The following is a 26,454-nucleotide window of genomic DNA, read 5'->3' as shown; positions in this document are numbered from 1 at the left end:
AAAAGTGCCCGTTTCCCTTGGAAACGCGTTTCTTCTCCTTTAGCATCCGCAATGCCAGTGGAAGAGAGCGTTTTTCATTGGTGAATCTCTAATCCAAAAAAGGAAATCAACCATGGCAACTGCAAAGAAGGCTCCGGCCAAGAAAGCGCCGGCAAAGAAGGCCGCTCCCGCAAAGAAGGCTGCTCCTGCAAAGAAGGCCGCACCGGCCAAGAAGGCTGCTCCTGCGAAGAAGGCTGCTGCTCCTGCAAAGAAGGCTCCCGCCAAGAAGGCCGCCGCCAAGAAGCGCACCCCCAACGCTGCGTTCATGAAGGCCTTGACCCCCAGCCCCGCACTGGCTGCCGTCGTCGGCTCCACGCCGCTGCCGCGCACCGCTGTGGTCAGCAAGCTGTGGGACTACATCAAGAAGAACAACCTTCAGGACAAGGCCAACAAGCGCAACATCAACGCCGACGCAAAGCTGAAGGAAATCTTCGGCAAGCCGCAAGTGTCGATGTTCGAACTGGCTGCCCTCATCGGCAAGCACGTCAAGTAAGACGAAAGCCTTCGCTCTCCTTCAGGGGTGCGAATCAAAAAGCCGGCGCAAGCCGGCTTTTTTTCGTCTGCAGAGGGCGTGTCGGGCCGGTCAGGAACCCAGCCGCTTTTGAGCAGCCTGCGTGATCGACGCCAGCGTGCCGCGCGTGGTGATGATCTCGGGGTCGAGCGGAATCTCGATCAGCGTGCCCGTATCGGCGGCCAGGGCGCGCAGCAAGGCGGCCTCGAATTGCGAGGTCTCGGTGACCTGCTCCGCCGCGTAGCCATAGGCCCTCGCCAGCGCACAGAAGTCCGGATTGCGCAGCGCCGTGCCGCTCACGTTCAACGGATACTCGCGCTCCTGGTGCATGCGGATGGTGCCGAACATGCCGTTGTTGAGCAGCACGATGATGCTCTTGCCGCCATGCTGCACGGCCGTGGCCAACTCCTGTCCGTTCATGAGGAAGTCGCCGTCGCCGGCGATGGTGAAGGCGATGCGTCCGCTGACCAGGTTCGCCGCGATGCCCGCCGGCACGCCGTAGCCCATTGCCCCGCTGGTGGGCGCCAGTTGCGTTTTGTGTCCCTTGGCGAGGCCGTGATAGCGGAAGAACCGGTGCACCCAGCTCGCGAAGTTGCCGGCGCCATTGGTGATGGCGGCGTCGTGCGGCAGGTGCTTCTGAAGCATCGCCACCACGGCCGCCATGTCTACGGCGCCTCGCGGCGCATCTGCGGGAAGGCCGGCCAAGGGCTGGGGTTCCAGGTTGGCGAGGTAGTCGGCGTGCGCCGCCTGGGTCCACGCCTCCCACGGCAACTCGGTCGGCGCCGTCAGCACCTCCAGGCTGCGCGCCGCGGCGCTCATGCCGGCGTTGATGGCCAGGTCGGCCTGGTAGACGCGATTGAGTTCCTCGGCGCTGGCGTGGATATGAACCAGCTTCTGCCTGGCCTTGGGCACCTCGAGCAGCGTGTAGCCACTGGTCGTCATCTCGCCCAGGCGCGGGCCGATGGCGATGACGAGGTCGCTGTCCTTCACGCGCTGCGCCAGCTTCGGGTTGATGGCGATGCCCACGTCGCCCGCATACAGGGGGTGGTGGTTGTCGAACGTATCCTGGTAGCGGAAGGCGTTGCCCACCGGCAGCTGCCAGTTCTCCGCAAAGCGCTGCAGCGCCTGCGCGGCCTGCGGCGTCCATCCACTGCCACCGGCGATGACGAAGGGTTGCCTGGCCGCGAGCAGCATCTCGCGCAGCGTGCGCAAGGCGCCGGGGTCGCTCCAGGGTTGCACGGCCTCCACGCGCGGCAAGGGCTTTGCCGACGCGGTGGCACGCAGCATGTCCTCGGGCAGCACCAGGACCACGGGGCCAGGACGGCCATTCATGGCCGTGGCAAAGGCGCGGGCGATGTACTCCGGGATGCGCTCCGCGTCGTCGATGCGCTCCACCCGCTTGGCAAAGCCCTTGGTGCTCGGGCCCAGAAAGCTGCCATAGTCGACCTCCTGGAAGGCCTCGCGATCGCGGAAGTCGCTGCCGACGTCGCCGATGAACAGCACCAGCGGCGTCGAATCCTGGAAGGCGTTGTGCACGCCGATGGAGGCGTTGGTGGCCCCCGGCCCGCGGGTGACGAAGCAGATGCCGGGCCGCCCGGTGATGCGCGCATGGGCGTCGGCCATGAAGGCCGCGCCGCCTTCCTGCCGATTGACGATGAAGCGGATGTGCTCGCGCTGGGCATGAAAGCCGTCCAGCACCGCCAGAAAGCTTTCGCCGGGCACGCCGAACACGGTGTCGACGCCTTGTTCTACCAGGCACTGAACAATCAAATGGCCTGCAGGTGTTCCGTTCATGGAGGTTGCCAGTGAAGTGAAGCGATCCATTATGGTGTCGCACTTTTCCTGGCGCTCGACGCACAATGCGGGCAGGACGAAAATAATTCACTCGCTGGTTACAAAAACATGGCAGCCACCTCGCCGACCCCTCGCCTTCGCGACGCCGACAAATCGCAACTGGTCATCCTCAGTGCCGCCATGGACGAGTTTGCGCAATACGGCTACGCCGGAGCGCGCGTCGACCGCATCGCCGAGCGCGCGGAGATCAACAAGCGCCTGATCTACTACTACTTCGGCAACAAGGACGACCTGTTCCTGGCTGTGCTGGAGCGCACCTACGCCGACATTCGCGCCGCCGAGCAGGCGCTGCACCTGGACGAGATGGACCCGGTGGAGGCCATCCGGCAACTGGTGTCCTTTACCTGGCATTACTACCTGGAGCATCCGGAGTTCATCACCCTGCTCAACAGCGAAAACCTGCACCAGGCCTCTCACCTGAAGCAGTCCGACCGCATCCAGGAAATGAACTCGCCGCTCGTCGCGATGCTGGCCAGCGTGCTGGAGCGAGGGCGCAACCAGGGGCTGTTTCGCGACGGCGTGGATCCGATCCAGCTCTATATCTCGATCGCCTCGATCTGCTACTTCTACCTGTCGAACAACTTCACGCTCTCGGCCATCTTCGGGCGCGACCTGCGAACGCCCAAGGCACTGGCGCAGCGCCTGTCGCACATGAAGGAACTGGTGCTGGGCTACGTCATGAAGTGAGACGGCGGCGAGTGCCCGTGCTTACCCCAGGAGCCGTTGACAGTTGCTGACAGCCCCCAAACAATTCACCGTTTGGTGACTTCGACGTTTTGCCGGAGGTGCCTTGCACGCCATCCGGAGAATTTGATCGATGCTTCGCAGACTGCTGCTATTCCCCGCGCTACGGCCGTTCCTGCTGATCGTCGTCTTGCTGGTGCTGTGGGATCTGGCGATTCGCGTCTTCAAGATTCCGGCCTACCTGATTCCGCCGCCGCTTCAGGTGGTCAAGCAACTCATCGCGGAATGGCCGCGGCTGCTGGCTGAAAGCTGGAAGACGACGCTCGCCACGCTGGGCGGCTTCGCCCTCACCATCGTGATCGGCATTCCCATTGCGATGTGCATCGCCTATTCGCGGCTGGTCGAGTCGTATGTGTACCCGCTGCTGGTGTTTTCGCAGAGCATTCCGAAGGTGGCGATTGCCCCGCTTTTCGTCGTGTGGTTCGGCTTCGGCATCTTCCCCAAGGTCATCTCGGCCTTCCTGCTCGGCTTCTTTCCGGTGGTGGTGTCGACGGTGATGGGCTTCAAGTCGGTCGAGCCCGACATGCTCGACCTCGCCCGCTCGATGGGAGCGAGCCGCCTGCAGACCTTCTTCAAGATCAGCCTGCCGCAAGCGATGCCGGCCATCTTCAGCGGCCTCAAGGTGTCGATCACGCTGGCGGTGGTGGGGGCGGTAGTCGGCGAGTTCGTCGGTTCCAACTCCGGCATCGGCTACGTGCTGCAGGTGGCCAATGGCAATTTCGACCTGCCGCTGATGTTCGCCGCGCTGGTGGTGCTGTCGAGCATCGGCGTGCTCCTGTTCGTCGTCGTCGACCTGGTCGAACGGCTGATGATTCCCTGGCATGCCTCGCAGCGCCAGGTGTTCTGAGTTCGTGTTCCCTTCACTCTCACGGAGACAAACCATGAAGAAGCTGCTCCCCTCCCTCCTCGCCAGCGCTGCGGCCGCCCTGATGGCGATCGCCCCCGCGCAGGCCCAGACCAAGCCGGCCGACAAGGTCACGCTGATGCTCAACTGGTACCTCTACAGCGAGCACGCACCCTTCTTCCTCGGCAGGGAGCTGAACTACTACAAGGATGAAGGCATCGAACTGGAAATCCAGGAAGGCCGCGGTTCGGCGGTGACGGCGCAGGCGGTGGCGGCCAAGTCGGCCACCTTCGGCTACATCGACGTCACGACCATGATCAAGGCGGCCGCCAAGGGCGCGCCGCTGAAGTCCACGGGCGTGCTGTTCCAGGTGAGCCCGATGTCGGTGATGGGCTTCACCGAAAAGAACATCAAGACGCCGAAGGACATCATCGGCAAGACGGTGGCCGTGACGCCTGGCGACTCGATGTCGCAGATGTGGCCGCTGTTCCTCAAGGCCAACAACATCACGGCGGACCAGGTGAAGATCGTCTCGGGCGACGCGCAGACCAAGCTCAACGCGGTGATGAACGGCCAGGCCGACCTGCTGCTCGGCTACGTGATGGATCAGGCCATCAAGCTGCAGGACGCGACCGGCAAGCCGGTGACACCGATCCGCTTTGCCGACTCGGGCGTGAACCAGATCAGTTCCGGGATCATCGCCAACAAGGAACTGCTGACTTCGAATCCGGACCTGGTGAAGCGCTTCATGCGTGCCTCGACGCGTGCTGCGCAAGCCGCCGAGAAGAGCCCCGAAGCGGCCGTCGACGCGATGCTGAAGGCCAACCCGAAGGCCGGCGTGCGTGACACGCTCATCGTCGGCATGAAGCAGAGCGTGGCGCTGTATCACACACCCGACACGGCCAACCAGCCGCCCTTCCACGTCGCCATGAAGAACGTCAACGACTCGCTCGACCTGCTCGTGCAATACGGCGGCATGGAAGCCTCCACGCGCGGAAAGCCCGAAGACTACGTGACGCTCGAATATCTCCCGGCCAAGTAAACGCTCTCAGCAACAGCCTCATGTCCCCAGACGTCCTGATCGAAGCCCGCGGTGTCACCAAGGTCTACCAGACCAGGGACGGGCCGGTCGAGTCGCTCAAGCCGCTCGATTTCTCGATTCGCCGCGGTGAGTTCGTGTCGGTGGTGGGGCCCTCGGGCTGCGGCAAGAGCACGCTGCTGAAGATGGTCGCGGGGCTGCTGCCGATCACCGAAGGCACGCTGACGCTGTCGGGCCATCCCATCAAGGGGCCGCAGAAGGACGTGGGCATCGTGTTCCAGAGCGCAGTGCTGCTGGCCTGGCGCAGCGTGATCGACAACATCCTGCTGCAAGCGGAGATCCGCCGCATGCCGATGGCCGCGGCGCGCGCGCGGGCGGCCGAACTGATTGCAATGGCCGGCCTCAAGGGCTTCGAGGGCAAGTACCCGTGGCAGCTTTCGGGCGGCATGCAGCAACGCGCGTCAATCTGCCGAGCCTTGCTGCACGACCCCTCGGTGCTGCTGATGGACGAACCCTTCGGCGCGCTCGACGCCATGACGCGCGAGAAGATGAACCTGGAACTGCGCCGCATCTGGAGCGCGTCGAAGAAGACGGTGATGCTGATCACGCACAGCATCCCCGAGGCGATCTTCCTGTCGGACCGCGTGATTGTGATGAGCGAGCGGCCGGGTTCGATCGCCGCGGTCTACGACATCGACCTGCCAGCCGAGCGCACGCTCGACCTCATGGGCTCGACGGCCTTCGGCGAGTACTCGAAGACCATCCGCGCGCACTTCTTTTCCCAGGGCATCCTGGACCACTGATGACTTCCCACGCACTGCGTTTCGCCATCGAGGAGATCCGCTTCTCGGAGCGCGACGTGGTGCTGCGGCTGCCCTTCCGCTTCGGCGCGGCGACGGTCACTTCCTGCCCGCAGGTCTACGTGCGGGCGCGCATCCGCTTTGCGGACGGCCGCACCAGCGAAGGCTGCGCGGCCGAGATGATGATTCCCAAGTGGTTCGACAAGAACCCGGCGCTCAGCAACGAACAGAACTTCGAGCAACTGCGCAAGGCATTGAAGCTGGCGCGCGAGGCCTGCGTCGACAAGTCGGCGCAGACCGCGTGGGGGCACTTTGCGAGTCACTACGCCGATGTGCTGGGCGCAGGCTGCGCTGCCGGCCTGAACGCGCTCGTGGCCAGCTACGGCCCTGCCCTCGTCGACCGTGCGGTGCTCGATGCGCTGTGCCTGCACCTGGGCTGCAGCTTTGCACAGGCGATGTCGGCGGATGCCTGCGGCATCGAGGCCGCATCGCTCGCGCCCGAACTCGCCGGCTTCGACATGCCAGCCTTCCTGCGTGCGCACACACCGCGCCAGCGCATCGCCGCCCGCCATACGGTCGGCCTGGCCGACGCGATCCGCGACGGCGACATCACCGGCATGCCCGACGACGGCCTGCCGACCTCGCTGGAGGCGGCCATCGCGCGCTACGGCCATCGGCATTTCAAGCTCAAGCTGTGCGGCGACACCGCGAGCGACCTCGAGCGCCTGACGCAGATTGCCAGTGTGATCGACCCGGTGGCCGAACTTGTGACGCTCGACGGCAACGAGCAGTACGCCAAGGCATCGGCCTTCTCTGACTTCCTCGATGCCATGCTCTCCACGCCCGCGCTGCGCAGGCTGGCAAGCCGCACCGCCTTCATCGAACAACCGATCCAGCGCGCCACGGCCTTGCAGCACGACATGCGCGCGGTCGCGGCGCGCATGCCCCTGCTGGTCGACGAATCCGACAGCACGCTGGGCAGCTTCGTGCAGGCCCAGGCGCTGGGCTACACGGGCGTGTCGAGCAAGAGCTGCAAGGGCTTCTACAAATCGGTGATCAATGCGGCGCGTTGCGCGCGGGCGCAGGCCGACGGTGGCCAGAAACTGTTCCTCTCCGGCGAAGACCTCACCATGCAGGCCGGTGTCGGCGTGCAGCAGGACCTGGCGCTGGTCGCGTGGCTGGGCTTGATGCACGTGGAGCGCAACGGCCATCACTACGTCGATGGCATGGCCGCGCTGCCTGCGGAAGAACAGGCGGCGTTTCTTGCCGGGCATCCTTTGCTCTACGAATCCAACGATGGCGCAACGCGGCTGCGCATCGTTCAGGGTGAACTCGACCTCAGCTCGCTCCAGCAAGCGGGCTTTGCGACCGGCGGCGCCGGCGCCGGCATCCAATGGGATGCCATGCGAACCAACTGGTGAATTGTAAAGACGCTGGAACGCGTCTCGAATTCAAGGGTTTTCACCAATCCACGAGGGACAAGCAGCGATTGACCCTGGGACGCCGCGCGTCCTAGAATTCCTCCATATTCACCATCCAGTGAATTAAAGCCAAAAGCAAACGGCCCCAAGGAGACTCCATGATTCAAATCGCCCGCCTCGCAGCGGCCACCACCATCGCCTGCATGGCGACCTTTGCCACCGCCACCGCCTTTGCGCAGGGCGGCTACCCGAACAAGCCCATTCGCGTGATCGTGCCTTTCGCGGCCGGCAGCACCACGGACATCATTGCCCGCGCCATCGCCGACAAGATGGGCGCCAGCATGGGCCAGCCGCTGGTCATCGACAACCGCGGCGGCGCGAGCGGCACCATCGGCCAGCAGGCGGTGGCGACGGCGGCGCCGGACGGCTACACGATCATGATCCACTCGTCGTCGCACACGGTGAGCCCGTCGACCTTTGCCAAGCTGCCCTTCGACACGGTGGCCGACTTCGCGGGCGTCACGCCGATCTCCAGCCTGCCGAACGCGCTGGTGATCTCGCCCGCCAAGAACATCAAGACGCTGCAGGAGTTGCTGGCCGCTGCGCGCGCCAAGCCGGGCAGCATCAACTACGCATCGGCCGGCCAGGGCAGCGCCACGCACCTGAACGCCGAGAAGTTCAAGATGGCCGCGAAGATCGAAGCGACCAACATCCCCTTCAAGGGATCGGGCGAGGCCGTGACGGAAGTGCTCTCGGGCCGCGTCGACTACTACTTCTCGCCCATCGCGCCGGTCATCGGCCAGATCAAGGAAGGCCAGTTGCTGGCGCTGGCGGTCGGCTCGCCCAAGCGCGCCGCTGCGCTGCCCAACGTGCCAACGACCGCAGAAGCCGGCGTGCCGGGTTCGGAATTCAACTTCTGGATCGGCATGATGGCCCCGGCCAAGACCCCACGCGACATCGTGAACCGCCTGCACGACGAAGTCGAGAAGGCACTGGCCAGCCCCGAGGTGAAGGAACGCTTCCTGAAGCTTGGCGCTGACGCATGGACGCTGAAGCCCGAAGCGTTCGATGCCTACATCAAGGACGAGATCAAGAGCAACGCTGCACTCGTCAAGGCTGCCGGCCTCACGCCGGCGCAGTAACCCCGCGCCTTTTACCCAACACACCCACCCGGAGCCCCAACACCATGGCTACTCAACGACTCGGACTCATCATGCACGGCGTCACCGGACGCATGGGCATGAACCAGCACTTGATCCGCTCCATCTGCGCCATCCGTGCGCAGGGCGGCGTGACGCTTTCCAACGGCGACAAGGTCATGCCCGACCCCATCCTCATCGGCCGCAACGCCGAGAAGATGGAAGCACTGGCCAAGACGCACGGCATCGCGCGCTGGGGCACCGACCTGGACAAGGCGCTGGAGAACAAGGACGACACGATCTTCTTCGACGCCGGCACCACGCAGATGCGCCCCACCCTGCTGGCCAAGGCGATTCGCGCCGGCAAGCATGTGTATTGCGAGAAGCCCATCGCCACCAACCTCAACGAAGCGGTTGAGATCGCGCGCCTCGCCGAAGGCTCGGGCCTGAAGCACGGTGCCGTGCAGGACAAGCTCTTCCTCCCCGGCCTGCGCAAGCTCGACATGCTGCGCCGCGCCGGCTTCTTCGGCCGCATGCTGAGCGTGCGCCTGGAGTTCGGCTACTGGGTGTTCGAAGGCGACTTGCAACCGATCCAGCGCCCGAGCTGGAACTACCGCAAGGAAGACGGCGGCGGGATGATCCTGGACATGATGTGCCACTGGCGCTATGTGCTGGACAACCTCTTCGGCGAAGTGAAGTCCGTGTCGTGCCTGGGCGTGACGCACATTCCGAAGCGCTGGGACGAAAACAACAAGCCCTACGAATGCACCGCCGACGACGCGGCCTATGCGACCTGCGAACTCACCGGCCACAACGGGGAGCCAGTCGTGGCGCAGCTCAACATGAGCTGGGCCACGCGCGTTCGCCGCGATGACCTCGTGACCTTCCACGTCGACGGCACCGATGGCTCGGCCGTCGCGGGCCTCTCGAGCTGCCGTGCGCAATCGCGCGTCGCGACGCCGCGCCCCGTCTGGAACCCGGACGAAAAGCAGATGATGAATTTCTTCGACCAGTGGCAGGAGATTCCGGACTCGCAGGTCTACGACAACGGCTTCAAGATCCAGTGGGAGCACTTCATCCGCCATGTGGTGGAAAACGAGCCCTACAAGTGGACGCTGCCCGAAGGCGCCAAAGGCGTGCAGCTGGTCGAGAAGGCGCTGGAAAGCTGGCAAGAGCGTCGCTGGGTCAACGTCGAGCCGCTCAAGGTCTGACCCTTCAACCGGAAGACCACCATGGCCCTCACGCTTTCACTCCCCACCGCCAGCGGCTCGCTGGCGCCGTACACGCTCAAAGGCACCGTGCTCACGCGCCCGGCCGCCGGGCTGAAGTTCAACCGCATTGCGTACTCGGCGGCGCACGTCGTGGCCGATCCACTTGCTGCCGTCGATCCGTGGCTGCAAGCGGCCGTCGACTGGGACGCCACCATCGACTACCGCCGCCACCTGTGGTCGCTCGGCCTGGGCGTGGCGGAAGCCATGGACACGGCGCAGCGCGGCATGGGCCTGGACTGGGCGACATCGCTCGAACTCATCCGCCGCTCGCTCGATGCGGCCAAGGATGTGCCGGGCGCTTTCGTCGCCTCGGGCTGCGGCACCGACCACCTCGACATCGACCGCGTCAAGAGCGTCGATGACGTCATCCGCGGCTACGAAGAGCAGATGGAAGCCATCGAAGCGCTCGGCGGCAAGCTGATCGTCATGGCGAGCCGCGCACTGGCCCGCGTGGCAAAAAGCCCCGCCGACTACGAGCGCGTATACGACCGCGTGCTGCGTCAGGCGAAGCAACCTGTGGTGCTGCATTGGCTGGGCGACATGTTCGACCCCGCCCTCGCCGGCTACTGGGGCACGAAGGATGTCGACGCGGCCATGGACACGGCCCTGGGCATCATCGCGGCCAACCCGGCCAAGGTCGATGGCATCAAGATTTCGCTGCTCGACAAGGACAAGGAAATCGCCATGCGCCGACGCCTGCCCTCGGGCGTGCGGATGTACACGGGCGACGACTTCAACTACGCCGAACTCATCGCCGGCGACGGCTTCGGCAACGAGCCGCTGCATGGCAAGAGCGATGCATTGCTCGGCATCTTCGACGCGATCGCACCCGCTGCCAGCGCCGCACTCGGCGAACTCGTGCAGGGCAACGAGGAGAAGTTCCACGCCCTGCTCGGACCCACGGTGCCGCTGTCGCGCCACATCTTCGCGGCGCCCACGCGCTTCTACAAGACCGGCGTGGTGTTCATGGCCTGGCTCAACGGCCACCAGAAGCACTTCACGATGGTCGGCGGCCAGCAGAGCACGCGCTCGCTGCAACACCTGGCCGAGTTGTTCCGCTTGGCCGATGCGGCCAACGTGCTCGAAAAGCCCGAGCTCGCCGTGCAGCGCATGAAGACGCTGCTGGCGATGCACGGCATCGACTGAGCTCCCCCATTTTTTTGCCGATCCATCGAGGAGACACCGAGATGAAGCGCTTCCTGAAACGTGTGTTGATTCTGAGCCTGAGCGCCGCCGCCCTCTCGGCGGCTGCGCAGGGCTATCCCACCAAGCCGGTGCGCGTCATCATCCCGTTCCCGCCGGGCGGGACGCTGGACACCGTAGGACGCCAACTCGCGCAAAAGCTCCAGGAACAGACTGGGCAGCCTTTCGTGATCGAGAACAAGCCCGGCGGCAACGGCACCATTGGCGCCGACACCGTGGCCAAGGCGCCCGCCGATGGCTACACGTTGCTCTTCAACGCCTCCACCTTCGTCACCGCACCGATGACGATGAAGTCCACGCCCTACGGCGTGGTGAAGGACTTCGAGCCCATCGCGCTGGTGGCCAAGGCGCCGCTGGCCGTGTCGATCAACAAGAACCTGCCCATCACCGATATCAAAACGATGATGAGCTACGCCAAGGCCAACCCCGGCAAGATGACTTTCGCGGTCGGCTCGATCGGCTCGGCCGGTCACCTGTCGACGGAACTGCTCAAGCGCGAAGGCAAGCTCGACTACCTCATCGTTCCGTACAAGGGCACGGCACCGGCATTCCAGGACCTGATTGGCGGGCAGATCGACGGCTTTATCGACCCCATCCTCGGCGCCTTGCAGTATCACAAGGGCGGCATGCTCCGCGTGATTGCCGTGACCTCGAAGGCGCGCGCACCCAACCTGCCCGATGTGCCGACGGTGGCCGAGACCGTGCCGGGCTACGAGTTCTACAGTTGGTACGGCTTGTGGGGTCCGGCGAAGCTGCCAGCTGCCGTCACGACCTACCTCAACACACAAGTCAACAAGGCGCTCGAAGGCGAGATGAAAGACAAGCTCGCGCAGCAGGGCCTGCTGCTCACGCCGGGCAGTCCCGCAGACTTCGCCAAATTCCAGCACGACGACATGGCGCGCTCGCAGAAGATCATCACCGATGGAAACATCCGCATCGAGTGAGCGCCGGGCGCTGGTCACCGGCACGAGTTCAGGCATCGGCCTGGCCGTGGCGCTGGACTTGCTCGGCCAGGGCTGGCACGTCACCGGATTCGACGTGGCGCCAAGCCACATCGGGCACGAGCGCTTCGAAGCGGTGCGCGTCGACCTGTGCGACGACGCGGCCGCCCACGCGGCCATCACGGCGCTGCCACCGCTGGACGCCTTCGTGCATGCCGCCGGCGTCTTGCGTGTCGGGCCGCTTGGCCAACTCGCGGCAAGCGACGGCGCGCTGATGTGGAAGCTGCACGTCGATGCAGCCACGCGCATTGCCAACCACGTGTTGCCTGCGATGGCCGCTGCCGGTCGCGGTCGCGTCGTGCTGATCGGCAGCCGCGTCGCGGACGGCATCGCGGGGCGCAGCCAGTACGCGGCGACCAAGGCGGCTTTGCGCTCGCTGGCCCGCAGTTGGGCTGCGGAAGTGGTGGCGCGCAGTGTCACGGTCAACGTCGTGTCGCCCGCTGCCACCGAGACGCCCATGCTCGACGATCCAGCGCGCAGCACGGCCGCGCCGAAGCTGCCGCCCATCGGGCGACTCATCAAGCCGGGCGAGATCGCTTCGCTGGTGAGTTACCTGCTTTCGCCCGCCGCAGAGGCCATCACGGGTCAGGACATTCGTATTTGCGGCGGCGCGTCGCTGGGGGCGTGATGATGAGCAACTACACGCCATTGCAACCACCGACGATCGGCATCGTTGGCTTGGGCCTGGTCGGCAGCGCCATTGCACAGCGCTTGTTGGCGGCGGGCTTCCTGTGCGTGGGTTTCGACGTGCGCGAAGAGGCACGCGCCGCGCTCAAGGCGAGCGGCGGCCGTACCGCTGCGACGATTGCAGACGTGGCAACTGTTGCCAACATCGTCGTGCTGGCAGTGTTCGACAGCCGCGACGTGCTGGAAGTCGTCGAGGGCGCTGGCGGACTCACGTCCTGCGGAGAAGTGCAAACCATCGTCGATTGCTCGACCGGCACACCCGACGTGCTCGAAGCCTTGTCGGCCAGGCTCGCTGCGCGCGGCATCGACTTCATCGAAGCGCCGCTGTCGGGCTCCAGCCAGCAGATCGCCAAGGGTGAGGCAACCGTGCTGCTCGGCGGCATCCCGGACGCGATCGCACGCTGCACATCGGTGCTCGACGCCCTGTCGACACAACGCATCCACGTGGGCGCCGCAGGCTTCGGCGCCAAGGCCAAGCTAGCCACCAATCTCGTGCTCGGCCTGAACCGCGCGGTGCTGGCCGAAGGCATGGTCTTCGCCGAGACGCTGGGCATTGCGCCTGAAACTTTCCTCGCGCTCGTGCTCGCGACGCCCGCGCGATCGGCCGCGGCTGAAACCAAGGGCCGCATGATGGTCGAAGGCGACTTCGCACCGCAGTCGCGCATCCGCCAACACCTCAAGGACGTGGACCTGATGCTCGATCGCTCGCGAGTCGCAGGCCAACGTCTGCCGCTGTCCGAAACCCACGCAACGCTGATGCGCCATGCCATTTCCGCCGGCGATGGCGAACTGGACAACGCAGCCATCGTCAAGCAGATCCGCCGCGAAACCACGGCCTCCCGCACCACCCCGAACACGGACGACTGAACACCATGCGCGACTTTTCACAGAACCACGACTGGCTTTCCATCAACACCGCCACGATCCGCAAGCAATCGGGCGTCGAGGTGCCTCTGGACCGCATCATCGACCAGTGCGCCGAGCGCGGCATCCGCGCCATCAGCCCTTGGCGCGACCAGGTCGCAGCCGTTGGGCTCGACAAGATTGCGAAGCAGCTGAAGGCGCATGGCATCGGCCTGTCGGGCTACTGCCGCGGCGGATTCTTTCCTGCCCCGGATGCGGCGGGACTCAAGGCCGCCCTCGAAGACAACCGCCGCGCCATCGACGAAGCCAAGACGCTGAACGCACCCTGCGTGGTGCTGGTGGTCGGCGCCCTGCCCGGCGCGCTCGAAGGCAAGGTCGCGTACAAGGACATCGGCCGTGCCCGCGGCGAAGTGCGCGACGGCATCGCGGCATCGCTGGAGTACGCCCGCGAAGTCGGCATGCCGCTGGCCATCGAACCTTTGCATCCCATGCAAGCGGCCGACCGCGCCTGCATCAACACGCTTGAACACGCGCTCGACATTTGCGATGAACTCGATGCAGGCAAGAGCGGCATGCTCGGCGTCGCCCTGGACATCTATCACGTGTGGTGGGACCCCAAGCTGCAGCAGCAGATTGCACGCGCGGGCAAGGAGCGCCTGCTGGCCTACCACGTATGCGACTGGCTCACGCCCACGCGCGACCTGCTGAGCGACCGCGGCATGATGGGCGACGGCGTTGTCGAGCTCAAGAAGGTTCGCGGCTGGGTCGAAGCGGCGGGCTTCGAGGGCTTCAGCGAAGTCGAGATCTTCTCGACGCTCGACTGGTGGCAGCGCAGCGGCGACGAGACGCTGAAGACCTGCATCGAGCGGCACCGCAGCCACGTCTGAAGCGGCCGCGCTGGAGGATGTTTATCCTCCAGCATGGCCGATCCGACCCTCGATGACCTGCGGCGCTACGCCGTCGCACGCACACTGTTCAAACCGACGACACTGGGGCGCGCCATCCAGCGCCTGGGCTTCGTGCAGGCGGACCCGATTCGCGCCCCTGCACGCGCGCAAGACCTCACGCTTCGCCACCGGGTCAAGGACTACCGGGTGGGCGACCTGGAACGCAAGTACACGCGGCTGGCCATCGAAGAGGATTGCCTCGTCAACTACGGCTTCCTGCCGCGCGAGCACCTTGCACTGATGCACCCGCGCGAAGCCAAACGCGATTGGGATGCCGATACGCGACGCAAGGCCGCCGACGTTCTGGCCTTCGTGCGGGAACAGGGCCCGGTGCATCCGCGTGACGTCGAGCTGCACTTCGCGCACGGCCGCATCAAGAACTACTGGGGCGGCTCCAGCAACGCGACGACGCATCTGCTCGATGGCATGCACTACCGAGGCATGCTGCGCGTCGCACGGCGCGACAGCGGTACCCGCGTGTATGAAGCGGTGGACCACGCACCATGCGACGACAGCGCCGACGCCCGCGAGCGCCGTGCCCGCGCACTCATTGAACTCGTGGTGCGCAAGTACGCCCCGCTCCCGGCCGCAAGCCTGACCTACCTGGTGCGCCTGCTCGGCTACGGTGCGCCGCATCTGGCAACGCAATCGCAAGCGGCCCTGCGCGCCGCGCGCGAGCATTTCACCACCTGCCGTATCGATGGCACCACTTGGTATTGGCCGTCCGACGAAAACCCCGCCTCGCGCCGGCACGCACCCGACGGTGCCGTGCGCCTGCTCGCGCCTTTCGACCCCATTGCGTGGGATCGCCGGCGATTTGAATTGCTCTGGGGCTGGACCTACAAGTTCGAGGCCTACACGCCAGCGCCCAAACGCCAGCTCGGCTACTACGCCCTGCCCTTGCTGTGGCGCGAACAGGTGATCGGCTGGGCCAATGTGTCCACGCCTAACGGGCAGTTGCAAGCCTCCTTCGGCTTCGCCCACGCGAAGCCAGGAGATGTGGCATTTCGCACCGCATTGGATGACGAGTTGCATCGCATGGCGCAGTTCCTGCAACCGCGTTGATACGATGGACTTCCAATGACCACTTCACACCACGCTGACAAGCGCGTTTTCCATGCGCTGGACGCCGCACGCGGCATCGCGGCGCTGGTCGTTGTCGTGTATCACCTGCCCAACGCCATGCGCGGGAACGGCTTTGGCAGCGGCCATCTGGCGGTCGATTTCTTCTTCGGGCTCAGCGGCTTCGTGTTGGCCCATGCCTACCTTGGCAAGCTGTCCAGCGGACAAATGAGCCTGCGCGAATTCGCACTGGTGCGCCTCATCCGTCTCTATCCGCTCTACCTGTTCTCGTTGCTGATGCTGCTGGTTTTCCTGGCGGGCATGTTGGCGTTGTCCAAGCCCATTCCTTGGTCCACGCAGGCGCTTGCCGGCAAGCTTCCCTTTGCGCTGCTCATGCTGCCCTCGCCTTCAGGGGATCCACAGGGCTATCTGTACCCGTTCAACGTGGCGGCGTGGTCGATCTTGTTCGAGCTGGGCATCAACCTGGTGTTCGCCATGTTCTGCGCGCGCATCCTGAATTCGCGCACGCGCTGGGCTGTCGTCATCGTCTCGGGTTTGCTGTTCGCGCTGCAGTTGATCTGGCAGGACGAAGTCGGCGGCGCCAGCTGGAACACGCTGCTGGCGGGCGTGCCGCGCGTTTTCTTCTCGTTCTTCCTCGGCATCCAGATCCATGAATGGCACAGCCGACGGGCGGCTACGCGGCCGGCGAAACAGGGGCTCTGGAGCCTGATCGCGCTGGCTGTCCTGTTCGGCTGCCTCTACGCGCCCGCGCACCTGTGGTTCAAGCTGGCGGCCATCTTCGTGATTTTTCCGGTGCTCATAATGGTGCTGAGCTTTGCGGAACTGCCCAGGGGCAAAGTCGGCGATGGGCTTGCGCAGCTCGGCGTGCTGTCGTACGCCATCTACGTGGTCCACGGAACGGTACTGCAGGTGTGGATGAGCGGATATGCGGCCGCGGGTTTGCCGTTACCAACTTCCGGCTTGACCTTCATGCTGCTGATCGGCGCGGTGCTCGCCGTCAGTTGGCTGGCCGACCGCTGGTTTGACCGGCCGGTACGCTCGTGGCTGCAGGCGATGCTGCGGCGGCGCTTCAATTCTGGTAGCGCAAGAGCTTTGCCGGCGTCCCGTCCGTGAGGACGTAAAGCCAGCCATCGGGGCCCTGCTCCACGTCACGAATGCGTTCGCCGCGATCGGCCAGCAGGCGCTCCCGTGCAGTCACGGAATTGCCGTCGACCGTCAAGCGCCACAGCGCGGTGCCTGCCAATGCAGCGACGAAGAGATTGCCCTTCCACTGGGGAATGTTGTCCGCGTTGTAGAAGGCGATGCCGCTGGGCGCAATCGACGACTTGGTGCCACCCGTCCACGCCGATCCGTCGATCTTTTCCCAGTAGGTCAGGGGTGGGTCCATGCCGGCCTTGGCGGTGCCTTCGCCGACCTGGGTGGTGGTGCCGTACTCCTGCCCGTAGCTGATGACCGGCCAGCCGTAGTTGTGACCCGGCAGCACCCGATTGATTTCGTCGCCCCCTTGCGGGCCATGCTCGCTCACCCACAACTCGCCCGTGGCGGGATGGATGGCAGCGCCCTGTGGGTTGCGATGGCCATAGCTCCAGATGGCGGCCTGCGCGCCGGGCGTGGCGGCAAAGGGATTGCCGGGCGCTGGCGCACCATCGGTGGTGATGCGCATCACCTTGCCGTTGCCGCGCGTGAGGTCCTGGGCAAACACGCGCTGCTCGTTCGTCAGGCGCTCACCGAGGGTGACATAGAGGTAGCCATTGCGATCGAACACCAGCCGTGAGCCGAAATGCGCGGTGCTGTCGACCTTGGGCAGCTGCTGGAAGATGACCGTGACGTTTTCGAGCGTGCGTGTGGCCAGGTTCAACTCCGCTCGCGCGACCGCAGTGCCGTTCAGCGTCGCGCTTCCCTGGGCAAAGCTGAGGTAAATGCGCCGATTGGTTGCAAAGGCAGGATCCACCGCCACGTCAAGCAGGCCACCCTGCCCGGCCACCAGGACCGCGGGCACGCCCGAGATGAAATCATTGACGCCGCTTTCGGGTGTGCCGTCCGCCTTGCGCAGTCGCAACTGTCCACCCCGCTCGGTGATGAGCATGTGCCCATCGGGCAGGAAGGCCATGCCCCACGGGCTGTTCAGGTCAGTAGCGACTTCGACCAGCCGCAGGCCGACGGGCACCGAGGGTGGCGACGGCGTAGATCCCGGCGGCGCCGGAGTGGATGCCGGAGTCGGCGTCGAAGACGTGGGTGTCGAGCCAGGCGTGGGAGACGATGCGCCCGTTGCACCTGTCCCGCTCGCATCGCCGACGACCGTCGTATCAGCAATTGCGTTCGACACGTTGGCGGCCGCCGGTGCCGAAGAACTGCCGCCGCCTCCCCCGCCGCAACTTGTTGCAGCGATGGAGAACGCCAGCAGAACCAGCGAAAGGAGTTTCGACTGTTGCATGAGGCCGAGCTTGGGGCAGCCCCAAGTTTGCGCCCTTCAGCCGAAATCCGGAATCGCTTACTTGAGCGCTTTGTAACGCATCCGGTGCGGACGCGCGCCTTCTTCACCCAGGCGCTTCTTCTTGTCGGCTTCGTATTCCTGATAGTTGCCGTCGAAGAAAGTCCACTGGCTGTCGCCTTCGGCCGCGAGGATGTGCGTTGCGATACGGTCAAGGAACCAGCGGTCATGGCTGATGACCAGCACGGAACCCGCGAACTCCAGCAACGCGTCTTCCAGCGCGCGCAGCGTTTCCACGTCCAGGTCGTTCGACGGTTCGTCCAGCATCAGCACGTTGCCGCCGGCGATCAGCGTCTTGGCCAGGTGCAGGCGTCCGCGTTCACCGCCGGACAGCGTGCCCACCTTCTTCTGCTGGTCGCTGCCGTTGAAGTTGAAGCGGCCCGCATAGGCGCGGCTGGCCATCTGGAATTTGCCGACGTTGATGATGTCCAGGCCGTTGGAGATGTCTTCCCACACGGTCTTGTTGTTGGCCAACTCGTCACGGTGCTGGTCGACAAAAGCCATCTTGACGGTCTGGCCGACGATGACTTCACCCGAATCCGGCTTCTCCTTGCCCGCGATCAGCTTGAACAGCGTCGACTTGCCGGCGCCGTTCGGGCCGATGATGCCGACGATGGCGCCCGCGGGCACGTTGAAGCTCAGGTTGTCGATGAGCAGGCGATCACCAAAGGACTTGCTGACGTTCTTGAATTCGAAGACCTGGTTGCCCAGGCGCTCGGCCACAGGAATGAAGATTTCCTGCGTTTCGTTGCGGCGCTGGTATTCGACGTCGCTCAATTCCTCGAAGCGGGCCAGGCGCGACTTGCTCTTGGCCTGGCGTGCCTTGGGGTTCTGGCGCGACCATTCCAGTTCCTTCTTCAAGGCCTTGGCGTGGGCTTCTTCGCTCTTCTGCTCTTGCGCCAAGCGGTCGCCCTTTTGCTCGAGCCACGTGCTGTAGTTGCCCTTCCATGGAATGCCACGACCGCGGTCCAGTTCCAGGATCCACTCGGCTGCGTTGTCGAGGAAGTAGCGATCGTGGGTGATGGCCACCACGGTGCCGCTGAAGCGCTTGAGGAACACTTCCAGCCACTCGACCGATTCCGCGTCCAGGTGGTTGGTCGGTTCGTCGAGCAGCAGCATGTCGGGCTTGGACAGCAGCAGGCGACACAGCGCAACGCGACGCTTTTCACCGCCGGAGAGCACGCCGATCTTGGCGTCCCATGCCGGCAGGCGCAGCGCGTCGGCCGCGATTTCCAGCTGGTGCTCGGAGTCGGTGCCGGCCGTCGCGATGATGGCTTCGAGCTGGGCCTGCTCGGCGGCCAGCGCATCGAAGTCGGCGTCTTCGGCTGCATAGAGCTCGTAAACCTGTTCAAGGCGTGCCTTGGCCGCGTAGACCGCGCCCATCGCCTCTTCGACCGATTCGCGCACCGTGTGCTCGGGGTTGAGCTTGGGTTCCTGCTCGAGGTAGCCGATCGACAGGCCAGGCATCGGCGTGGCTTCGCCTTCGATTTCCTTGTCGACGCCGGCCATGATCTTCAGGAGCGAAGACTTGCCGGAGCCGTTGAGGCCGAGCACGCCGATCTTGGCGCCCGGGAAGAAGCTGAGCGAGATGTCTTTCAAGATCTGCCGCTTGGGCGGCACGGTCTTGCTGACGCGGTTCATGGTGTAGACGTACTGGGCCATCTGGGTATTTTTGCTCGATCGATTGAAGTAAGAGGGCGCGCGCCCGCCCGAAATTGTGGCAAATGGACGGCGGCGAACCCTCGATTATCGTCTCGTGCGACAATACGGGTCGTTGCCGGGTCCAGTTACCCGCAACAGCGGCTCTTCTGCCGGGGACAAGACGGCCTTTTCAGGCCTTCGGCTCCCACCCCTGACTTCATCTGCCTTGACTGGCCCGGTTGCTTCCACAAACAAGAGCACCGCGGCGGGCTGATGCCACTGCGCCGTGGAAGGCGCTATTACTCTCAATGAACTTTGATGATCTGAAGTTGGCTCCGGCCATCCTGAAGGCCGTGCATGAGCACGGATACGACACGCCCACGCCGATCCAGGCCCAGGCGATCCCCGTGGTGCTCGAAGGCCACGACCTGCTGGGCGGCGCACAGACCGGCACCGGCAAGACGGCGGCTTTTACGCTGCCGATGCTGCACAAGCTCACCATGAGCCGCAGCGCCACGAACAAGTTCGGCGGCACCGGCATTCGTGCCCTCGTGCTGACCCCCACGCGTGAACTCGCGGCCCAGGTCGAAGAATCCGTTCGCACCTACGGCAAATACCTCCAGCTCGACTCCACCGTGATCTTCGGCGGTGTCGGCATGAACCCGCAGATCAGCAAGCTCAAGAAGGGTGTGGACATCCTCGTGGCCACGCCCGGCCGCCTGCTCGACCTGCAACAGCAAGGCATGCTCGACCTGTCGACCGTGCAGATCCTCGTGCTCGACGAAGCCGACCGCATGCTCGACATGGGCTTCATCCATGACGTGAAGAAGGTGCTGGCCCTGGTGCCGAAGGAAAAGCAGAGCCTGCTGTTCTCGGCCACCTTCAGCGACGAAATCCGCGACCTGGCAGCCACGCTGCTCAAGAACCCGCAAAGCGTTCAGGTCACGCCGCGCAACACGACGGTGCAGCGCATCACGCAGGTGGTGCACCCCGTTGGCCGCGGCAAGAAGAAGGCGCTGCTCGCGCACATCATCAACGAGAACAGCTGGAGCCAGGTGCTCGTGTTCACGCGCACCAAGTTCGGTGCCAACAGCGTGGCCGAGTTCCTGACCAAGAACGGCATCGAGGCGATGGCGTTGCACGGCAACAAGAGCCAGAGCGCGCGTACGCAGGCGCTGGCCGGTTTCAAGAGCGGCGACATCCGCGCACTGGTCGCGACCGACATCGCGGCCCGCGGCATCGACATCGACGAGCTGCCGCACGTCGTCAACTACGAAATCCCGAACGTCAGCGAAGACTATGTCCACCGCATCGGCCGCACCGGCCGTGCCGGCAACAGCGGCGAGGCGGTGAGCCTGGTCTGCCTGGACGAAGAAGGCTTCATGCAGGAAATCGAGCGCTTCACCAAGCAACAGATTCCTGTGAAGGTCGTTGATGGCTTCGGTCCCGAAGAAGGCGAACGCGCCGAACCGATCGCCATGGGTCGCCAGACGATCTGGGGCGGCGCGGGCCGTCCGCCGAGCCGTGAAGTCATGCAGGCCGCGGCACGTGCCGCTCGCACTGAAATGATGCAGCGCATCCGCGAAAACAAGGCAGGCCAAGGCGAGCGCAGCGGCGGTGGCGGCGGCAACGGCGGCGGTCAACGTCGCGGTGGCGGCGCTGCAGGCGGCGAAGCGCGCCATGCGGGCGGCGGTGCTCGCGGCAACGCTGGCAACGCGGGTGGCCAAGGCGGTCGTCGTCGTGGTGGTGGCGCAGGTGCCGGCGTGCAGGGCGCTGCCCGCGCACCGCAGCCGCACGGCACGCATCACGGTCATCAGAATCATCTGCCGCATGAAGAGCGCCAGCCGCGTCATCACGGCAACACCCACAGCCCGACGCAAGCCGACGCGCTGGCACATCGCCGTGCCGAAGTCGGTGCCGGCGGCCCCGCAGGCCAGCCCGATCCGCTGCGCACCAGTGTGGACAGCATGGGCGGTGGCCGCGGCCGTCGCACCGGCGGTGGTGGTGGTGGCGGCTATGGCGGTGGCAATCGCTCGGGCGGCGGTAGCCGTTCGGGTGGTGGCGGCGGCTATGGCGGCGGTAGCGGCGGCTACGGCGGTGGCGGCGGTGGCCGCTCCGGCGGCGGCGGTGGCCGGTTTGGTCGCTAATACGCGAATCGCCTGAAAGCAAAGGCAACAACAGGGGGCGCTTCAGCGCCCCTTGTCATTTTTTCGCGTTGTACACGTATCCTTGTCTTTGGCCGTTGAGCCAGATCGAGTCATGGCACTGAACATTCGTCCCCTGCTACGCAACGAGATGGCCTTGGCCATCGACTTCGCCGCGCTTGAAGGCTGGAACCCCGGCCTTCACGATGCAGCGTGCTTCTACGCGGCCGACCCCGAGGGCTTCATGATCGCGGAGATGGACGGCAAGCCCATCGGCTGCATTGCGGCCGTGCGCTACGAGGAGCACTTCGGCTTCATCGGCTTCTACGTGGTTGCGCCGCCGTGGCGCGGCAAGGGCATCGGGCTGGAGTTGTGGCGTGCCGGCATGACGCGGCTCACGGGCCGCGTGATCGGGCTCGATGGCGTGCTGGGGCAGCAGGACAACTACCGCCGCAGCGGCTTTTCAACGGCTTGGCAGAACGCGCGCTTTGCCAGCGTGACGCGTGCAGCGGGACTGGGCGTCTCGGCGCAGATCGTGCCCTTGCAAAGCGTCAAGTTCGACATGGTGCGCGCCGACGACCGCCGCGTGTTTCCGGCAGCCCGCGATTCGTTCCTGCACGCGTGGCTGCAGATGCCCGACGCCACCGGCTTCGCGTGGATGGAACGCCGGCGGCTGGCCGGCTGGGGCGTGATCCGGCGATGCCGCGAAGGCCACAAGATCGGCCCGCTGGTCGCGGACAACCGCGACATCGCCAAGGGGCTCTATCTGGCGCTGTGCCGCAGCGTGCCGGTGGACGAGACTGTTTACCTGGACATCCCGCTGTCGAATGCCAAGGCGGTCACCCTGACCCAATCGCTCGGCATGCAGCGTGTGTTCGAGACCGCGCGCATGTATGCCGGCAAGCGGCCCGCGGTCGAGATGGAACGCATTTTCGGGATCACCACTTTCGAGCTCGGATAGCCGCACGCGCCGGCGTTCGCAGGCGCGCTGATAGTCGTTCTCAGTTCGCTTGCGTCATTGGCGCGCTGGCACGGCGCACAAATCGCCCCGCGCGCACGCCGGTCGCACGACCTTGCGCCGTGTAGCTCAGAACGCCGTTGACCCACACCTGCTCGATGCCCTCGCTGAACTGTCGCGGCTGCTCGAAGGTTGCGCCATCCTTGACGCGTTGCGGATCGAAGACCACGACATCGGCGGCGCAGCCCGCCTGCAGCAGCCCGCGTCCGGGAATGCGAAAACGCATGGCGGACATGCCCGTCATCTTGTGGATGGCCTCTTCCAGGCGCAGCAAGCCCTTCTCGCGCCAGTACGACGCGAGCACGCGCGGAAACGCACCCCACAGTCGCGGATGCGGACGTTCGTCGTGCGGCAGGCCGTCGGAGCCGATCATCGACAGCGGATGCTTGATGACGCGCTCCACATCGTCCTCGCGCATCTGGAAATAGCACGCATTGCCCGGCTTGAGCCGCACCGCCGCATCCTGCTGCGAAACACCCCACTCCGCCGCGATGTCGGCCAGGTAGCGGCCGCCCATTTCAGGATGCGACTGGCTGCCCGTGATGAGGATGTCGATGACCCCATCGACCAGGTCTTCGCGCAGCACCGTGGAGCCGGCCGTGTAGGGATACACGTCCATCGCGATCTCCTGGTCGCGCGCCAATTGCTCGACCAGCGGCAACGTCTGCAGCGTGCGTCCCCAGTTGGCCGGACCGGCGCACTTGTGGTGCGAAAGCACGAGCGGCAGGCCCGACTGGCGTGCGGTCAGCGCCGCTTCCTGCAGCGCTGGAAGAATCCCGGCCAGTTCGTCGCGGATGTGCGTGGCGTACACGCCGCCATTGCGAGCGGCCACCGAGGCCACCGCCACCAGTTCCTGGACGTCGGCCGCGTAGGCTTCTTCGTAGAAGATGCCGGAAGACAGGCCGAGCGCACCTGCGTCCATGGCCTCCTGCATGTCTTGCGCCATGGCGGCACGTTCCGCCTCGTTGGCGGGGCGGTCGAGCACCGGCATGTGGCGCATGCGAAGGGCTGTGTGGCCCAGCAGCGCCGCCACGTTGACGCCCGGCTGTGCGGCATCCACCGCCGCGGCGTACTCGCGCATCGTCGCGTGGCGGAACTGGCCGCGGCCCAGCAAGGACAGCGGTGCGAGAGGCGCGTCCGTCACCACGGGCGCGAGCGAAATACCGCAGTTGCCGACGATGACCGTCGTCACGCCCTGCGAGAGCTTGGGCAGCATCTCCGGCCGCTCGATGGACGCCGCGTCGTCATGCGTGTGCACGTCGATGAAGCCCGGTGCAACGACCATGCCGCTGCAATCGACGACTTCATAGCCGCCCCTGGCTTTTGCGGCATCCGCCAGCAATGCGGCCGGAACCTGCCCCATGTCCGCGACGGCGGCGATCTGCCCGCCAATGATCAGCAGGTCACCCACACGCCCTGGCGCACCGGTGCCGTCGACGATCAGTCCGCCCTGCAGCAGCGCGGCACTATCGGCTTCGATTTTCATCATGGCCTCTCTTCTTCATCGTTCTCGCGATGCGGTGTTTCCATGGCGCCCGAGTACTCGGCGCTGTCGAAGCCATGCTTGTGCAACAGTTGCTTGAACTGCTGCAATCCGCGCGTGGCCACCGGCCCGAGCTTTTGCGCCAGCCGCACCATGAGGATTTCAATCACCACCAGATGCGCGAGATAGGCTTCAGTGCCCACGCGCATCACGGCATCTTGCGGCACGGACACGGCAAGCACCAGATCTGCGGCTTCGGCCAGTGGCGTGTCGGGCTGCGTCAGCGCCACCACCGTGGCGCCCTGCGAGCGGGCAAAGCGCGCCGCTTCCAGTGTGTAGGGCATGCGCCCCACATGCGAGATCACGAAAGCGACACCGTCCGGCCCCAGCGTGCTCGCCGAAACCAGTTGCTGGTGCGCATCGAAGATGGCATTGGACGTTCGGCCCAGCCTGAAAAGGCGGCTTTGCAACTCGCTGGCCATGAACGTGGACGCCGCGCCCACCGAATAGCAATCGATGCGCTGCGCCGCGGCCAAGCGTGTCGCCACCTTGTCCACCACCTCGACGTCGATGCTGCGGCCCAGTTCCGTCAGCGAGGACACGGCCGCGTGGACGATCTTGCTCGCCACGTCGCCCGCGCTGTCGTCGGCGAGCACGCTGCGATGCAGGTACGAGCCCCGCACCGCCAGGTCCTGCGCCAGCGCGAGCATGAATTCGCGCACCGAATCGAAGCCGAAGCTGCGGCAGGTGCGAACGATGGTCGGCATCGACACGCCCGCCTGCTGCGCCAGTTGCTCGACTGTCGCTGCGACAGCGGCGCCTGGATCGTCGAGCACGCACTGCACCACGCTGCGCTGCGCCGCAGGCAGCGCCTCGATGCGCTCACGCATGCGTTGCAGAAGGCTGGCAGCCGCGTTGTTCATGGCGGCGCGGCTCAAAAGCGGGTGCTGATGGCGCCGCTGACGGCACCGTCGTCTTCCACCAGCGGCAGCCAGCGCCATTTGTCGAAGGTCGTGCAGGGGTGCGAGATGCCCAGCGCCACACGATCGCCCACCTGCGGCGTCACGGCCGCGGGGTCGAATCGAAGGTAGGCGTGCTGGTCGTTCAGCGCGCTGATCTTCCAGTCAGGTGGCACGGCAACCGCCTCACGCGCGCCGCGCGGCGCCTGGCGCACGGGAATCGGCATTTCCAGGTCATACGAAATGTCGCGACGGCCGCAGGTCAGCAGCGCGAGACCGGGCTCGGGCACCGACTGCACCATCGACCACACCTCGAGCGCGGGGCGCAAGGAGGCGTCCAGGCCTTCGCGGTCTTCCACCTTGCGCAGGAATCGCGCGTAATTGCCATCGTCATGCGTGACGTAGCAGCCCGAACGCAACACGCCCTGTACCGGCCGCGAGAGGCCTTGCGTGCGCAGCAGCGGAACGACCAGGTCGAACACCGCCGAGCCGCCGGCCGTGAGCATGATGGTCTCGTCGCAGAAAAGATTCTCGGCGTCGCATGCGCGCGCAGCTTGGGTCACGCGACCGATGAGCGCCGTGACTTCGCGTGCGTCATGCTCGCTTTCGCAGCGGGCGACGCCGCCTTCGTAGCACTCGATGCCGCCCAGTTGCGCCGAAGGCGAACGCGCGATGGCTCGCGCCAGCGTCAGCGCTTCTTCGAGCGTGCGGCAACCCGTGCGCTGGCCGGGCACGCCAATCTCGATCAGCGTATCGAGGCGGCCCTTGAACGCGCGGCGCTTCGACCAGTCTTCGATCAGCGCCAGTTGGGCGAGTGAATCGACCAGGAACCACACGCGCAGGCCGTCGTGGTCCGCCAGCAGTCTTGCCAAGCCATCGAGGTCGGCATCGCACACCACCTGGTTGGCGATGACCGCACGGCGCGCGCCGGCTTCGACGCCCACCGACAGCTGGTAGATGGTTGCAAAGGTCAGCCCCCACGCGCCGCCGGCCAGTTGCTGGGCAAACAGCTCGGGCGACATCGTCGTCTTGCCGTGCGGCGCCAGCGTCACGCCCTTGCGCTGCGCAAAGTCCTGCATCCACGCGATGTTGTGCGCGAGCGCGGATCGCTTGATGACGGCCAGCGGAAACGGCAGGTCATCGGCCAGCACGTTCCAGCCCTTTTGGCCGATGTCGGCCGCGCGGCAGGGCGCGGCATCGAGGGGATAGCTCTTGCTGCGGTGGTCGAGGATCAGTTCGTTGGTGGTCATGGGAGATATCCGGTTGAGCGC

23 protein-coding genes are annotated in these 26,454 nt (G+C 65.3%); 17 read left to right on the top strand and 6 right to left on the bottom strand.

Annotated elements, in window-relative coordinates; genetic code table 11:
• Positions 1-112 precede the first annotated feature (112 nt).
• Positions 113-532: an SWIB/MDM2 domain-containing protein gene (locus QTI66_RS07350; protein WP_286558530.1), complete on the top strand. Its 420-nt coding sequence runs from the start codon at positions 113-115 to the stop codon at positions 530-532.
• A gap of 90 nt (positions 533-622) precedes the next feature.
• Here QTI66_RS07350 and QTI66_RS07345 read toward each other — a convergent pair whose 3' ends face one another.
• The gene (locus QTI66_RS07345) at positions 623-2,344 is read right to left on the bottom strand and encodes a thiamine pyrophosphate-binding protein (RefSeq protein WP_286558529.1); all 1,722 of its coding nucleotides are present in this window, start codon (positions 2,342-2,344) and stop codon (positions 623-625) included.
• Between the two features lie 108 nt (positions 2,345-2,452).
• On the opposite strand from QTI66_RS07345, the gene QTI66_RS07340 reads away from it, so the two are divergent.
• The 14 genes from QTI66_RS07340 (at position 2,453) to QTI66_RS07275 (ending at position 16,560) form a co-directional block, all read left to right on the top strand.
• Positions 2,453-3,091 (top strand): TetR/AcrR family transcriptional regulator, encoded by a 639-nt coding sequence (locus QTI66_RS07340; RefSeq protein WP_286558527.1) that lies wholly within the window; start codon positions 2,453-2,455, stop codon positions 3,089-3,091.
• A 130-nt stretch (positions 3,092-3,221) separates the two neighbouring features.
• Complete coding sequence (locus QTI66_RS07335) at positions 3,222-3,995, top strand: ABC transporter permease (protein WP_286558526.1); 774 nt, start codon at positions 3,222-3,224, stop codon at positions 3,993-3,995.
• A 34-nt stretch (positions 3,996-4,029) separates the two neighbouring features.
• The gene (locus QTI66_RS07330; RefSeq protein WP_286558525.1) at positions 4,030-5,034 is read left to right on the top strand and encodes an ABC transporter substrate-binding protein; all 1,005 of its coding nucleotides are present in this window, start codon (positions 4,030-4,032) and stop codon (positions 5,032-5,034) included.
• A gap of 20 nt (positions 5,035-5,054) precedes the next feature.
• A complete protein-coding gene (locus tag QTI66_RS07325) occupies positions 5,055-5,834 on the top strand; it encodes an ABC transporter ATP-binding protein (protein WP_286558524.1) in 780 nt (259 codons plus the stop codon).
• Positions 5,834-7,252, top strand: a complete 1,419-nt coding sequence (locus tag QTI66_RS07320; protein WP_286558522.1) for an enolase C-terminal domain-like protein — start codon at positions 5,834-5,836, stop codon at positions 7,250-7,252. The genes QTI66_RS07325 and QTI66_RS07320 overlap by 1 nt, the downstream gene beginning before the upstream one ends.
• A gap of 158 nt (positions 7,253-7,410) precedes the next feature.
• Complete coding sequence (locus QTI66_RS07315) at positions 7,411-8,394, top strand: tripartite tricarboxylate transporter substrate binding protein (protein ID WP_444814960.1); 984 nt, start codon at positions 7,411-7,413, stop codon at positions 8,392-8,394.
• Between the two features lie 44 nt (positions 8,395-8,438).
• Entirely contained in the window at positions 8,439-9,602 is a 1,164-nt protein-coding gene (locus tag QTI66_RS07310) for a Gfo/Idh/MocA family protein (RefSeq protein ID WP_286558520.1), read from the top strand.
• Between the two features lie 21 nt (positions 9,603-9,623).
• Positions 9,624-10,808: a dihydrodipicolinate synthase family protein gene (locus QTI66_RS07305; RefSeq protein WP_286558518.1), complete on the top strand. Its 1,185-nt coding sequence runs from the start codon at positions 9,624-9,626 to the stop codon at positions 10,806-10,808.
• 41 nt (positions 10,809-10,849) lie between these two features.
• Positions 10,850-11,809 (top strand): Bug family tripartite tricarboxylate transporter substrate binding protein, encoded by a 960-nt coding sequence (locus QTI66_RS07300; RefSeq protein ID WP_286558517.1) that lies wholly within the window; start codon positions 10,850-10,852, stop codon positions 11,807-11,809.
• Positions 11,787-12,494, top strand: a complete 708-nt coding sequence (locus QTI66_RS07295) for an SDR family NAD(P)-dependent oxidoreductase (protein WP_286558516.1) — start codon at positions 11,787-11,789, stop codon at positions 12,492-12,494. Before QTI66_RS07300 ends, QTI66_RS07295 begins: the two co-directional genes overlap by 23 nt.
• Positions 12,494-13,420: an NAD(P)-dependent oxidoreductase gene (locus tag QTI66_RS07290; protein WP_286558515.1), complete on the top strand. Its 927-nt coding sequence runs from the start codon at positions 12,494-12,496 to the stop codon at positions 13,418-13,420. The genes QTI66_RS07295 and QTI66_RS07290 overlap by 1 nt, the downstream gene beginning before the upstream one ends.
• Before the next feature lie 5 nt (positions 13,421-13,425).
• Positions 13,426-14,304: a sugar phosphate isomerase/epimerase family protein gene (locus QTI66_RS07285; protein ID WP_286558514.1), complete on the top strand. Its 879-nt coding sequence runs from the start codon at positions 13,426-13,428 to the stop codon at positions 14,302-14,304.
• Positions 14,305-14,337: 33 nt separating this feature from the next.
• Positions 14,338-15,429: a DNA glycosylase AlkZ-like family protein gene (locus QTI66_RS07280; RefSeq protein WP_286558512.1), complete on the top strand. Its 1,092-nt coding sequence runs from the start codon at positions 14,338-14,340 to the stop codon at positions 15,427-15,429.
• A gap of 15 nt (positions 15,430-15,444) precedes the next feature.
• Positions 15,445-16,560, top strand: a complete 1,116-nt coding sequence (locus QTI66_RS07275) for an acyltransferase family protein (RefSeq protein WP_286558510.1) — start codon at positions 15,445-15,447, stop codon at positions 16,558-16,560.
• Here the strand turns inward: QTI66_RS07275 and QTI66_RS07270 are convergent.
• Both QTI66_RS07270 and ettA read right to left on the bottom strand, forming a co-directional pair.
• Positions 16,517-17,881, bottom strand: coding sequence for a PQQ-dependent sugar dehydrogenase (locus QTI66_RS07270; RefSeq protein ID WP_286558509.1), 1,365 nt, complete (start codon positions 17,879-17,881; stop codon positions 16,517-16,519). The two genes, QTI66_RS07275 and QTI66_RS07270, sit on opposite strands and share 44 nt — an antisense overlap.
• 57 nt (positions 17,882-17,938) lie before the next feature.
• On the bottom strand, positions 17,939-19,600 hold the full coding sequence (gene ettA / locus QTI66_RS07265) for an energy-dependent translational throttle protein EttA (protein WP_286558507.1): 1,662 nt from the start codon (positions 19,598-19,600) through the stop codon (positions 17,939-17,941).
• Positions 19,601-19,887: 287 nt separating this feature from the next.
• Here ettA and QTI66_RS07260 point away from each other — a divergent pair, with 287 nt between their 5' ends.
• Both QTI66_RS07260 and QTI66_RS07255 read left to right on the top strand, forming a co-directional pair.
• Positions 19,888-21,726, top strand: coding sequence for a DEAD/DEAH box helicase (locus QTI66_RS07260; protein WP_286558506.1), 1,839 nt, complete (start codon positions 19,888-19,890; stop codon positions 21,724-21,726).
• Between the two features lie 112 nt (positions 21,727-21,838).
• Complete coding sequence (locus QTI66_RS07255) at positions 21,839-22,684, top strand: GNAT family N-acetyltransferase (RefSeq protein WP_286558505.1); 846 nt, start codon at positions 21,839-21,841, stop codon at positions 22,682-22,684.
• A gap of 40 nt (positions 22,685-22,724) precedes the next feature.
• Here QTI66_RS07255 and QTI66_RS07250 read toward each other — a convergent pair whose 3' ends face one another.
• Genes QTI66_RS07250 through QTI66_RS07240 form a run of 3 tightly spaced genes read right to left on the bottom strand, consistent with a single transcriptional unit; the run spans position 22,725 to position 26,433 of the window.
• The gene (locus QTI66_RS07250; protein ID WP_286558503.1) at positions 22,725-24,230 is read right to left on the bottom strand and encodes an N-acyl-D-amino-acid deacylase family protein; all 1,506 of its coding nucleotides are present in this window, start codon (positions 24,228-24,230) and stop codon (positions 22,725-22,727) included.
• Positions 24,227-25,147, bottom strand: a complete 921-nt coding sequence (locus QTI66_RS07245; protein WP_286558502.1) for a MurR/RpiR family transcriptional regulator — start codon at positions 25,145-25,147, stop codon at positions 24,227-24,229. The genes QTI66_RS07250 and QTI66_RS07245 overlap by 4 nt, the downstream gene beginning before the upstream one ends.
• 11 nt (positions 25,148-25,158) lie before the next feature.
• Complete coding sequence (locus QTI66_RS07240; protein WP_286558501.1) at positions 25,159-26,433, bottom strand: amino acid deaminase; 1,275 nt, start codon at positions 26,431-26,433, stop codon at positions 25,159-25,161.
• Positions 26,434-26,454: the final 21 nt, after the last annotated feature.

This window comes from Variovorax brevis (genome assembly GCF_030317105.1).
Lineage (GTDB): Bacteria > Pseudomonadota > Gammaproteobacteria > Burkholderiales > Burkholderiaceae_C > Variovorax > Variovorax brevis.
The sequence above is the reverse complement of the archived record's forward strand: the minus strand, read 5'-3'. Positions and strand labels throughout refer to the sequence as shown.